Annotated in this window: 14 protein-coding genes and 1 tRNA gene; 9 read left to right on the forward strand and 6 right to left on the reverse strand. The window is 33.2% G+C overall.

Annotated elements, in window-relative coordinates; translation table 11 throughout:
* Together DKK70_RS14900 and DKK70_RS14905 are read right to left on the reverse strand one after the other, a co-directional pair.
* On the reverse strand, nt 1–273 hold the full coding sequence (locus DKK70_RS14900) for a PTS sugar transporter subunit IIB (protein WP_110434695.1): 273 nt from the start codon (nt 271–273) through the stop codon (nt 1–3).
* Between the two features lie 31 nt (nt 274–304).
* The gene (locus tag DKK70_RS14905; RefSeq protein ID WP_110434696.1) at nt 305–748 is read right to left on the reverse strand and encodes a PTS sugar transporter subunit IIA; all 444 of its coding nucleotides are present in this window, start codon (nt 746–748) and stop codon (nt 305–307) included.
* Nucleotides 749–1,062: 314 nt separating this feature from the next.
* Between DKK70_RS14905 and DKK70_RS14910 the strand changes: the two genes are divergently transcribed.
* The 7 genes from DKK70_RS14910 (at nt 1,063) to DKK70_RS14940 (ending at nt 6,718) form a co-directional block, all read left to right on the forward strand.
* Nucleotides 1,063–2,094 (forward strand): LacI family DNA-binding transcriptional regulator, encoded by a 1,032-nt coding sequence (locus tag DKK70_RS14910; RefSeq protein ID WP_110434697.1) that lies wholly within the window; start codon nt 1,063–1,065, stop codon nt 2,092–2,094.
* A gap of 146 nt (nt 2,095–2,240) precedes the next feature.
* The gene (locus DKK70_RS14915) at nt 2,241–2,864 is read left to right on the forward strand and encodes a hypothetical protein (RefSeq protein ID WP_110434698.1); all 624 of its coding nucleotides are present in this window, start codon (nt 2,241–2,243) and stop codon (nt 2,862–2,864) included.
* 138 nt (nt 2,865–3,002) lie between these two features.
* Nucleotides 3,003–3,587, forward strand: coding sequence for a hypothetical protein (locus DKK70_RS14920; RefSeq protein WP_146210886.1), 585 nt, complete (start codon nt 3,003–3,005; stop codon nt 3,585–3,587).
* A 190-nt stretch (nt 3,588–3,777) separates the two neighbouring features.
* Nucleotides 3,778–4,365 (forward strand): hypothetical protein, encoded by a 588-nt coding sequence (locus DKK70_RS14925; RefSeq protein WP_110434700.1) that lies wholly within the window; start codon nt 3,778–3,780, stop codon nt 4,363–4,365.
* Nucleotides 4,366–4,543: 178 nt separating this feature from the next.
* Nucleotides 4,544–5,137, forward strand: coding sequence for a hypothetical protein (locus DKK70_RS14930; protein WP_146210887.1), 594 nt, complete (start codon nt 4,544–4,546; stop codon nt 5,135–5,137).
* A 189-nt stretch (nt 5,138–5,326) separates the two neighbouring features.
* The gene (locus DKK70_RS14935) at nt 5,327–5,917 is read left to right on the forward strand and encodes a hypothetical protein (RefSeq protein ID WP_110434702.1); all 591 of its coding nucleotides are present in this window, start codon (nt 5,327–5,329) and stop codon (nt 5,915–5,917) included.
* Between the two features lie 189 nt (nt 5,918–6,106).
* Nucleotides 6,107–6,718: a hypothetical protein gene (locus DKK70_RS14940; protein ID WP_110434703.1), complete on the forward strand. Its 612-nt coding sequence runs from the start codon at nt 6,107–6,109 to the stop codon at nt 6,716–6,718.
* Between the two features lie 132 nt (nt 6,719–6,850).
* On the opposite strand, the gene DKK70_RS14945 is transcribed toward DKK70_RS14940, so the two are convergent.
* Together DKK70_RS14945 and tgt are read right to left on the reverse strand one after the other, a co-directional pair.
* A tRNA-Pro gene (locus tag DKK70_RS14945) sits at nt 6,851–6,927 on the reverse strand.
* A gap of 71 nt (nt 6,928–6,998) precedes the next feature.
* On the reverse strand, nt 6,999–8,135 hold the full coding sequence (tgt, locus tag DKK70_RS14950) for a tRNA guanosine(34) transglycosylase Tgt (RefSeq protein WP_110434704.1): 1,137 nt from the start codon (nt 8,133–8,135) through the stop codon (nt 6,999–7,001).
* Nucleotides 8,136–8,275: 140 nt separating this feature from the next.
* On the opposite strand from tgt, the gene DKK70_RS14955 reads away from it, so the two are divergent.
* Nucleotides 8,276–8,956, forward strand: a complete 681-nt coding sequence (locus tag DKK70_RS14955; RefSeq protein WP_146210888.1) for a M48 family metalloprotease — start codon at nt 8,276–8,278, stop codon at nt 8,954–8,956.
* A 53-nt stretch (nt 8,957–9,009) separates the two neighbouring features.
* On the opposite strand, the gene queA is transcribed toward DKK70_RS14955, so the two are convergent.
* The gene (queA, locus tag DKK70_RS14960) at nt 9,010–10,038 is read right to left on the reverse strand and encodes a tRNA preQ1(34) S-adenosylmethionine ribosyltransferase-isomerase QueA (RefSeq protein ID WP_110434706.1); all 1,029 of its coding nucleotides are present in this window, start codon (nt 10,036–10,038) and stop codon (nt 9,010–9,012) included.
* A 155-nt stretch (nt 10,039–10,193) separates the two neighbouring features.
* Here queA and DKK70_RS14965 point away from each other — a divergent pair, with 155 nt between their 5' ends.
* Entirely contained in the window at nt 10,194–10,952 is a 759-nt protein-coding gene (locus DKK70_RS14965) for a metalloprotease LoiP (RefSeq protein ID WP_110434707.1), read from the forward strand.
* A 68-nt stretch (nt 10,953–11,020) separates the two neighbouring features.
* Here the strand turns inward: DKK70_RS14965 and DKK70_RS14970 are convergent, their stop codons facing one another.
* Nucleotides 11,021–12,235 (reverse strand): pyridoxal phosphate-dependent aminotransferase, encoded by a 1,215-nt coding sequence (locus DKK70_RS14970; protein ID WP_110424461.1) that lies wholly within the window; start codon nt 12,233–12,235, stop codon nt 11,021–11,023.
* Between the last annotated feature and the right edge of the window lie 41 nt (nt 12,236–12,276).

Consider the following 12,276-nt stretch of genomic DNA (forward strand, 5'->3'; position numbering starts at 1 on the left):
TTAGGCTTTGTTGAAGTGCTCAACGAGTTTTTCTTCTAAATCGTTGATATCAATGATATTATTTAAAACCACCAATTTATCTTGCGGAATGCCAGAACTTGCCGCCAAATCTTTAGTCATCACAAAAAGATCTGCTTGTTCTGGTGTTGCAGAAGCAAGATCAGCATGTGTTACCTCTGCATCAATATTTAATTTTTTGAGGACTTTTTTGATATTCATTTCTACCATGAAACTACTACCAAGACCTGAACCACAAACTGCCATAATTTTCATATTATTTATCCTTTTATTAGTTTAATTTGATTTAATAACGATTGATCACTGTTAAAATTTCGTCACTATTTTTTGCATTGAAAATTGTCTGAATATCTTCTGTTTCGGCGAACAGTGTTGCTAATTGGGTTAACAATTCGATATGACTCGTACTATCACTAGCGGCCAATAAAGTAATTAAATAAACAGGATCATTTTCTTCTGAATTGAAATTAACGCCATTTTTGACAAGTAACATTGATAACCCCAATTTGTTTACTCCTTGTTCTGGTCGAGCATGCGGCATAGCAATGCCAGGAGCTAATACATAGTAAGGACCAATTGATTCATGTAATTGAAAAATAGCGTCAATATAGTTAGAAGAGATTGAATTGTTATTCAGTAAAGGGGCTGCACAAATTTTTATTGCTTCTTTCCAATCTTGGACTGAATCAATAGTTTTTACAGTTTGACTAGTTAACCATTGATTTAACATTTTTCCTCCGAAAACCGATTTGGTATATTGTCAATATTACGATAATAGAAAATTAACACATTGGCTAACAATAATAATTTAAAAAAAATAAAAATGTGATAGCGCTATCATTTTTTCATCAACAATTTTTCAATTTTGTGATTTGGGTAGCATTTTTGATATATAGTTGAAAAAAATTTGCATAGCATAATATTATAATGTTCTCGTTTTATGCTTAACTCTTTTAGTTAATGATTTAACATATTGTAATTATTGGTTTTATTAAATTTAGGAGTATAAATTTAACTACTGGTTAGTTTTACTTGAGATCGAATATGTCGGATACAAAAAAACGCAGGAGTACAGGTCAAACCACTTTATTTGACGTCGCTAAATATGCTGGTGTTGGTACCATGACGGTTTCGCGAGCATTGCGAACGCCAGATAAAGTATCGGATAAACTGCGTCAAAAAATTCAACTAGCCGTTGAGACATTAGGTTATAAACCTAACATTGCCGCTAGTTTGCTAGCCTCAGCTTCTGCCAATAAAGTTATTGCGGTCATTACTACAAAAATTTATGAAGATTCCACACGAATCGCACTCAATGCACTGCAAGCCTATTTACTTAAAGAAGGCTATACCACAATTATCTTTGAATCTTACTCTTTCTATAAGCGTGAATCACAACTGTTGGAGACTATCTATAGCAATAATCTTGAAGCGATATTACTCTTTTATATTGAAGATGATGATTTTATTGAAAATATATTAAACAATAAAACGATTCCTACTTTCAATATTGGTAAGTCGTATGATGAAGTGGCAAATATACATATCGAAGTGGATGATAGTTTAGCAATGTGTATGTTGACTGAACATGTAATAAAAAAAGGTTATCGCCATATTGGTTTACTTTGTGCTGACCACCAATGTCATGTTTTTCAACAAAGGTTACATGGTTGGCATAAAGCTATGTTAAACAATCATTTGCCAACACATAGAATAATTAATCCGGCAAAACCGGCTAATTTTAGCACTGGTAGTGCATTGTTACCTGATATCTTGTTGAACTGGCCTGAAATAGATGCATTAGTTTGTACTACCGATGAGTTGGCGTGTGGTGTGCTCTATGAATGTCAAAGACGACATATTCGAGTTCCCTACCAATTAGCTGTTTGTGGCTTTGGTGATAGTGAATTTAGTCAAGTAAGTATTCCGTCTCTCACGACGATTTCGCTACCGTCGAAGAGAAAAGGCGAGTATATTGGTAACTTATTATTGAATAAATTAACCGATAGAAAGGACAATTCAAATTTCGAATTATCAACACTAAAACCTACCATTTATTCACGAGATAGCTTGTAATTTAACCATAAAAGTCATTGTGTTAAAGGATACTCTAAGTTTAAATTTACACAATAGTGAGATAATAAAAAACCTACTCAAAATGAAGCGCCCCTCATAAAATTCGTTGGCAAAAGAGAATTCGAACTTATTAATGGAAAGAGACGATGAAACTAGTAAAAGCAGAAGAGATTGAATTCTTCTATATATTCCCCGAGGATGATTTAATAAAAGAGGAAACAACATTAATCAATAACCTTACTTTACCTAAGAGCCCAGATTTTCAAAATCTCCCAATGGGTAAGTATGTACCTGAGAAACTTATTAAAACGCTGCAAAATGGCACTGATACACGATTAGCAATTTATACAAAAAGCATACGAAAGGTTCATTCTATAAAAGATTTTTTTTATGCTTATGAAACTCGTTGCCTATTTTGGACCAACAAAGATATTAATTTAAAGGAATTAGATCAGAAAATAAGGGAGGATAGTTACACCGATGAAGATTTTCATAGTGCAATTATCACTCGTTTGCAATATGTATTTTGCCATCGTAATTGTCTAAATAAATATTTAGCTCTTGCTTATGATCCTGAGATATATGAGTTAATGTATTTTCCTATAGCTTTGGCTAAACATAAATCCTATAGTGATTACTTTGTAAAAAAAATTCATATGACAAAAACGCTTAGATGTCCAAATTGTAATGAATCCTTAGGTATCATTGTAGTAAGATTTTTTAATAAAGAAGAAAATCTGCTATTAAAAAAATGTAATAAAACATTATGAAAGTGGCGAAATCAAAGTTTGTAATTATAAATAGAAGAAAACCAAAATTATTAATTAGTCAATGAAAAAGGGTATCACGTCGTTATGGGACAAAAAAGTATTTAGCAAGAGACTATTAGGACTTATTGATGGAAAGAGATGATGAAACGAATAAAAGCAGAAGAGATTGAATTTTTCTATATATTCCCTGAAGACGATTTAATAAAAGAGGAAACAACATTAATCAACAGCCTTGTTATTCCACACAATCGAGTTAATAGACTAATGGGAAGGTATGAGTCTAAACAACTTATTGAAACGTTGCAAAATGGCACGGATACACGACTAGCAATTTTTAAAGTAAACGCGCGATTAGCAACTATTCCTTTAAAAAAGGAATATGATGCTTATCAAACACACTGCCTATTTTGGACCAACAAAGATATTAATTTAAAAGAATTAGACCAGAAAATAAAAGATGATAGTTACACCGATGAGGATTTTTGTAACGCAGTTATCGCTAAAGTGCAATATGTTTTTTGTCGTCATTGTCACAATAAATATATAGCTCTTGTTTGTGATGATGAGATCTATATGTACATGTATATTCCTAGACGCGTACCATTAAGCGATAACTATTATAAAAAAATAGATATGATAAAAACGATTAGGTGTCCAAATTGTAATGAATTTATAGGTCTTTTTGTTTTAAGATTTTTTGATAAAGTTGAAGATGGTAATTAATTATAATTGGTATTAAAAACAATATAATAAAACATTAGGAAAATTAAGGGGTTAGTGTTGGTAATTATTTATGGATAAAAACCAAAATTACTAATTAGTTAATGAAAAAGGGTATCACATCATCACGTTGTTATGAAACAAATAAAGTAATTAACAAGAGAGGACTCGAACTTATTAATGGGGTGAAACCATGAAATTAATAAAAGTAGAAGAGATTGAATTCTTCTATATATTCCCTGAAGACGATTTAATAAAAGAGGAAACAATATTAATCAACAACCTTGTTATACCGGAGAGCCAAAATTGTTTTAATCGACGAATGGGGGGATATGCCTCAAAACAACTTATTGAAACGTTGCAAAATGGCACGGATACACGATTAGCAATTTTTAAAGTAAACGCGCGATTAGCAACTATTCCTTTAAAAAAGGAATATGATGCTTATCAAACACACTGCCTATTTTGGACCAACAAAGATATCAATTTAAAAGAATTAGACCAGAAAATAAAAGATGATAGTTACACCGATGAGGATTTTCGTAGCGCAGTTATCGCTCATGTGCAATATGCTTTTTGTCGTCATTGTCGCAATAAATATATAGCTCTTGTTTGTGATAAAGAAATCTATATGTCCATGTATATTCCTAAACATATACCATTGAGCGATAACTATTATAAAAAAATAGATATGATAAAAACGATTAGGTGTCCAAATTGTAATGAATTTATAGGTCTTTTTGTTTTAAGATTTTTTGATAAAGTTGAAGATGGTAATTAATTATAATTGGTATTAAAAACAATATAATCAAACCTTACGAAAATAAGGAGTTAGTGTTGGTAATTATTTATGGATAAAAACCCAAATTACTAATTAGTCAATGAAAAAGGGTGTCACTTCGTTATGGGACAAAAAAGGTAATTAGCAAGGGACTATTCGAACTTATTAATGGAAAGAGATGATGAAACTAATAAAAGCAGAAGAGATTGAATTCTTCTATATATTCCCTGAAGACGATTTAGTAAAAGAAGAAACAACATTAATCAACAACCCTATTATGCCAGAAAATAGGGTTAATCTACCAATGGGAAGGTATACGTCTAAACAACTCATTGAAACTCTGCAAAATGGCACGGATACACGATTAGCAATTTTTAGGATAAACACGCAATTACCTCTTCCTTTAAAAGATGGTTATGATGCTTATCAAACACACAGCCTATTTTGGACCAACAAAGATATTAATTTAAAAGAATTAGACCAGAAAATAAAAGATGATAGTTACACCGATGAGGATTTTCGTAGCGCAGTTATCGCTCATGTGCAATATGCTTTTTGCCGTCATTGTCACAATAAATATATAGCTCTTGTTTGTGATGATGTGATCTATATGTATATGTATTTTCCTATTGCTCTCGCTAAACATATATCATACCAAGATTACTATTATAACAAGACAGGTATGATAAAAATTGTTAGATGTCCAAATTGTAATGAATTTATAGGTCTTTTTGTTTTAAGATTTTTTGATAAAGTTGAAGATGGTAATTAATTATAATTGGTATTAAAAACAACACAATCAAATCCTGGTAAAATCAATAAGTTAGCGTTGGTAATTATTTATGGATAAAAACCTAAATTACTAATTAGTCAATGAAAAAGGTATCACGTCATCACGTCGTTATGAAACAAATAAAGTAATTAGCAAGAGAGGATTCGAACTTGTTAATGAGGTAAGACCATGAAATTAATAAAAGTAGAAGAGATTGAATTCTTCTATATATTCCCTGAAGACGATTTAATAAAAGAGGAAACAACATTAATCAACAACCTTGTTATACCAGAGAGCCAAAATTGTTTTAATCGACGATTGGGGGGATATACCTCAGAACAACTTATTGAAACGTTGCAAAATGGCACGGATACACGATTAGCCATTTTGGGGATAAATATACGCCCTCCTCTAAAAGATAATTATGATGCTTATCAAACACACTGCCTATTTTGGACCAACAAAGATATTAATTTAAAAGAATTAGACCAGAAAATAAAAGATGATAGTTACACCGATGAAGATTTTCGTAGCGCAGTTATCGCTCATGTGCAATATGCTTTTTGTCGTCATTGTCGCAATAAATATATGGCTCTTGTTTGTGATGATGATATCTATATGTTCCTATATATTCCTATTGCAGTTGCTAAACATGTATCATTTAGAGAATACAGTGATAAAAAATTAGATATGATAGAAATTGGTAGATGCCCAAATTGTAATGAATTGATAGGCATTTATGTTGCGAGATTTTTTGATAAAGTTGAAGATGGTAATTAATTATAATTGGTATTAAAAACAACACAATCAAACACTATTAAAATCAAGGAGTTAGCGTTGGTGATTATTTATGGATAAAAACCCAAATTACTAATTAGTCAATGAAAAAGATATCACGTCATCACGTCGTTATGAAACAAATAAAGTAATTAGCAAGAGAGGATTCGAACTTGTTAATGAGGTAAGACCATGAAATTAATAAAAGCAGAAGAGATTGAATTCTTCTATATATTTCCTGAAGACGATTTAATAAAAGAGGAAACAACATTAATCAACGACCTTATTATGCCAGAAAACTGGGCTAATCTACCAATGGGAAGGTATACGTCTAAACAACTCATTGAAATGCTACAAAATGGCGCAGATACACGATTAGCAATTTTTAAAGTAAACGCGCGATTAGCTACTATTCCTTTAAAAAAGGAATATGATGCTTATCAAACACATTGTCTATTTTGGACTAACAAAGATATAAATTTAAAAGAATTAGACCAGAAAATAAAAGATGATAGTTACACCGATGAGGATTTTTCTAGCGCAGTTATCGCTCGTTTGCAATATGCTTTTTGCCGTCATTGTCATAATAAGTATATAGCTCTTGTTTGTGATGATGAGATCTATACATCCATGTATTTTATTAATATTCCTAAACGTGTACCATGGCGTGATTACTGTAATAAATTGAATAATTACTGTAATAAAAAAAGAGGTATGATAAAAATTATTAGATGTCCAAATTGTAATGAATTGATAGGCATTTATGTTGCGAGATTTTTTGGTAAAGTTGAAGATGGTAATTAATTATAATTGGTATTAAAAACAATATAATCAAACATTAAGAAAATTACGGAGTTAGTGTTGGTAATTATTTATGAATAAAAATCACTGGTTGGTCAATAAGAAATGGTGTTACATCTTTATGAAACAAAAGAGTGGTCGGCGAGAGAGGATTCGAACCTCCGACCCACTGGTCCCAAACCAGTTGCGCTACCAAGCTGCGCTACTCGCCGTTAGGAAGCGCATAATACTGCGCTAACGTTAATGTGTCAATAGTTTACTTGCAAAATTTATTAGGTCTTGTTTATTTTGCTAATGGAGCGGGCGTTTTACCGATTCTTAGGTAGAATTCGCTGACAAACTCTTCATATCGTTTATTGGCTACAGCTTCACGTATTTCAGCCATCAAGCGCTGGTAATAGCGTAAGTTATGTATGGTGTTTAAACGAGCGCCTAAAATTTCACCACATTTATCTAGATGATGAAGATAAGACTTAGTATAGTTTTTACAAGTATAACAATCACAATCTGGATCAAGTGGTGTCGTATCGTCTTTATATTTGGCATTACGAATTTTGATCACGCCATTAGTAACAAATAAATGACCATTACGAGCATTTCGAGTAGGCATTACACAGTCGAACATATCGATACCACGACGTACGCCTTCAACCAAATCTTCTGGTTTACCTACGCCCATTAAATAACGAGGTTTATCAGCGGGTAGTTGTGGACAGGTACCTTCTAATATTCGATGCATATCCGCTTTAGGTTCACCAACTGCAAGACCACCGACAGCGTAACCATCAAAGCCAATTTCAGTTAATCCTTTAATTGAAATATCACGTAATTCTTGGTGTATACCACCTTGTACAATGCCAAATAAGGCATTTTTATTACCAAGGTCGTCAAAGCGTTGGCGACTGCGTTTAGCCCAACGTAATGACATCTCCATTGATTTTTTGACGTAGTCCCATTTTGCAGGAAAAGGGGCACATTCATCAAAAATCATCACAATGTCGGAACCAAGGTCATATTGGATTTCCATTGAAATTTCAGGTGATAAAAAAATTGAATCGCCATTAATAGGATTACGGAAATAGACCCCTTCTTCTTTAATTTTGCGAATATCACCAAGACTAAAAACTTGAAATCCACCTGAATCAGTTAAGATTGGTCCAGGCCATTGCATAAAGTCATGTAGGTCGCCATGTTTGCGCATAATCTCCTGTCCAGGTCTTAACCATAGATGGAAAGTATTACCTAATAAGATTTGTGCGCCAGTGGCTTTAACTTCTTCAGGCGTCATCCCTTTTACTGTGCCGTAAGTACCAACCGGCATAAAAGCAGGTGTTTCAACTACATATTCAACTCCACGACGATCAAATTTCATACGTCCGCGACGGGCTAAGCCGTCAGTGTTATCTAACTCAAATTTCATTTTTTATATTGACCTCTTGCGACCAAATAAACAGTTTGGCGCATTTTATTGATATATTACGTTATCGTATCATATAATTACGATGATTAGTTTATCGTGCTTAGCCTTAATAGACAATATTTGTAAGGATTTTGGAAGATTTGAAAAATATTATTTTATTGTTTTCATGTTTACTGATGTTAATGGTATGCGGATGTCAAAATCAAAATAAAATACCGCCAACCAGAGTTTCATCTGAACAAATAAAACAATTATCTGATAATGACATTTTTGCCATTAGCCAACAAGCTTGTGTCGAAAATGACAAGCGCGCGATTATTGCTCCTGATTATAATTTTCTTAGTAAACGATTATCTAACTTAACCCAAAATTTACCGCAAAAAATCAATAATATTGAATTAAATTATCAAGTTTATTTTGATAGTGAACCTAATGCATGGTCTACAGTTAATGGTTGTATCCGGATAAATAGTGGATTGATGACTTTACTTGAAGATAATGAGTTACAGGCAGTCATTGCACATGAACAGGCTCACATTGCACTAAAACATGGAATAAGTATGATTCGCCAAGCTCCTTATATCGAAATTACGGATAAAGCAAGCGAACTGGTGATTGTCGTAAAAGAAGAAACTTCACAGCAATTTGAGATTGAAGCGGATAATTATGCTTTTGATTTGTTAGTTAGCAAAAATTTAGATGCAATCGGATTGGTCAATATGCTAATTAAAATGCCAATTCATGCCAAAAATCAACCCACTTCTCATCCAACAACCATGAAACGTATAGCTAATATTACTGACAGGTTAAGTCATCATTAGTTTTTTAATCTGTTAGCCAATAAATTTAGATGAAATTTATTGGCTATAGATTATCAACTATTAGTAATTAGCATAGCATCGCCATAACTAAAAAATTGATATTTTTGGCTGACAGCATGTTGATAAGCTTGCATGGTATTTTCATAACCAGCAAATGCAGAAACCAGCATAATTAAAGTTGATTCTGGTAAATGAAAATTAGTGATAAGCGCGTCAATTACCTTAAAATCAAAACCGGGATAAATAAATATTTGAGTATCATCAAAAAATGGCGCAATTTTACCCGTCGGTTTGGCTGCGCTTTCCAACGCTCTGACAGATGTGGTACCAACAGCAATCACTTTATTGCCTCTAGCTTTGCATTCTAAAACCGCTTTAACAACAGAGTCTGGCACTTGAGCATATTCAGCATGCATAATGTGTGTTTCAATATTTTCCACTCTTACCGGTTGGAATGTCCCTGCGCCGACATGTAACGTGACAAATTCCATTTCGACCCCTTTGTTTTTAAGCTTTTCTAATAAAGGTTGATCAAAATGAAGACCTGCTGTTGGTGCAGCAACTGCACCGGGTACTTTACTATAGACAGTTTGATATACCTCACGATCTTGTGCCTCATCAGGTCGATCTATATAAGGTGGTAAAGGTATATGGCCAATTTCATTTAGGATGTTAAGTACATCATCGGGAAACTGCAATTCAAATAAAGTATCATGGCGAGCCAACATGGTAACGCTAATATTGTTCTCTTCACCTAAAATGAGTTCAGCACCAACTTTAGGTGATTTAGATGCTTTTATATGAGCAAGAGCACGATTATCTTCTAACAAGCGTTCAATCAATATTTCGATTTTTCCACCTGATGCTTTTTTGCCATATAACCGGGCAGGAATCACCTTAGTATTATTAAAAATAAGTAAATCACCTTGATTAATGTAATCAATAATATCAGTAAAAATTTTATCTTCAATCTGTCCCGTATGGCGGTTGAGTGATAATAATCGGCACGAACTTCTTGTTTCTGATGGATATTTTGCAATCAGTTCTTTGGGGAGGGTAAAATCAAAATCTGACAGTTGCATATTTATGTTCCTCAAAAAATGAGGGACTAGTCTAAAGTGCTACTCATGACTAATCAAGAAATTATTTGTTGATTATTATAAAAGTTGCGTTAAAATTCTCCGTATCTAACGTTAAGTTAGAAAAAAGTAAATTATGTTAAAAAAAGGAAAGGATTATGAAAAGACATCAAAAAACATTACTTGTTGCACTACCTTTAGTTGCAGCTATGTCATTAGTTGGCTGTAAAAATATGAGTGCTGACGATTTAACTAGTCTAGGCTTGAAAGGTTTGAAAGCAGCAACGTTAAGTGATAATGATGTAAAATCATTAAGTCAACAATCATGTGCACAAATGGATGCTGAATCAAAAATTGCTCCAGCTAAAAGCGCTTATACTAAACGTTTAAATAAAATTGCTAAATCTCTTGGTAATAATATAAATGGTACTCCAGTTAACTATAAAGTATATATTACTAAAGATGTTAACGCATGGGCAATGGCTAACGGTTGCGTACGTGTTTATAGTGGCTTAATGGATATGATGACTGATAATGAAATCAAAGGCGTTTTAGGTCATGAATTAGGTCACGTAGCATTAGGTCACAGTAAAAAAGCAATGCAAGTTGCTTACGCAGCAGAAATTGCTCGTGATGCAGCAGCGGCGTCAGGTAATGCAACAGTTGCTTCATTATCTAGTTCTACTATCGGCGCATTAGCTGAAAAAGTTATCAATGCTCAATTCTCTCAAGCACAAGAACAAGAAGCTGATAATTTCTCTTTCGATTATTTAGTTAAGAAAAAAATCAACCCAGCAGGTCTTGCAACTGCATTTGATAAATTAGGTGGTGGTGATTCATCAATTTTAAGTAGTCACCCATCATCAGAAAAACGTGCTCAAAATATTCGTAACAGATTAGCTGAGCTAAAAAAATAAATTAGTTTAAATAATTTGTTTATAAAGCGCCGTTTAAGGCGCTTTTTTATTGGTAACTAAATATTCAATTATTGTTTGTAGCTAGATAAGAAATTAGCAAAACGGCCAATGGCATCTTGCAATTCACCGGTGTGAGGTAATGCGACAATTCTGACATGATCTGGCTTATGCCAGTTAAATCCACTTCCTTGAACTAACAATACTTTTTCTTGTAACAAAAAGTCTAAAACTAATTTTTGATCACTATGAATATTAAATTTTTTCTGATCAAGTTTAGGGAAAAGATATAAAGCACCTTGTGGTTTAGTACAAGAGACACCCGGAATATCATTTAATAGTTGCCAAGCCAACATACATTGGTCATAGAGTCGTCCACCAGGTACAATAAATTCGTTAATACTTTGATAGCCACCTAATGCGCCTTGAATTGCATGTTGCAATGGTACATTAGCGCATAGACGCATTGAAGCTAACATGTTTAGCCCTTCAATATAACCTTTAACATGTTGCTTTGGTCCACAAAGTGCCATCCAACCTTGTCTAAAACCAGCAACTCGGTACGTTTTTGATAAACCACTCATGGTAATGACAAACAGATCCGGAGCTAAAGCTGCTATTGAATGATGTACAGCATCATCATATAAAATTTTATCGTAAATTTCGTCTGCAAAAATGATTAAATTATTTTGTCGGGCGATTTCGGCAATTTCGAGTAAAATTTCTTTACTATACACCGCGCCAGTAGGATTGTTTGGGTTAATAATCACAATCCCTTTGGTTTTAGGGGTAATTTTTTGTTTGATATCTTGTAAATCAGGTGACCAATTAGCTTCTTCATCACAAAGATAGTGAACTGCGTTACCACCAGATAAACTAACGGCTGCAGTCCAAAGTGGATAATCAGGCATTGGTACTAATATTTCATCACCACTATTAAGTAATGCTTGCATTGATTGAACAATTAACTCAGAAACACCATTACCAATATAGATATCTTCTACATCCAAATTGGTAATTCCTCTGGATTGATAATGCTGCATAATCGCTTTACGAGCAGAATAAAGACCTTTTGAATCACAATATCCTTGTGATGTCGGTAGGTTACGAATAACATCTACTAATAGTTCATCTGGCGCAGTAAAACCGAAGGGGGCGGGATTTCCAATATTAAGTTTAAGAATGGTTTGACCTTCTTCTTCAAGCTTTTTTGCATGATCAAGAATTGGTCCACGAATGTCATAACAAACATGATCCAATTTATTGGATTTTTGAAAATTCACCATAATAACGCCCTTTCATTTTATCTTTTTGTTTTTTATTTTGA

Source organism: Gilliamella apicola, assembly GCF_003202655.1.
Classification (GTDB): domain Bacteria; phylum Pseudomonadota; class Gammaproteobacteria; order Enterobacterales; family Orbaceae; genus Gilliamella; species Gilliamella apicola_R.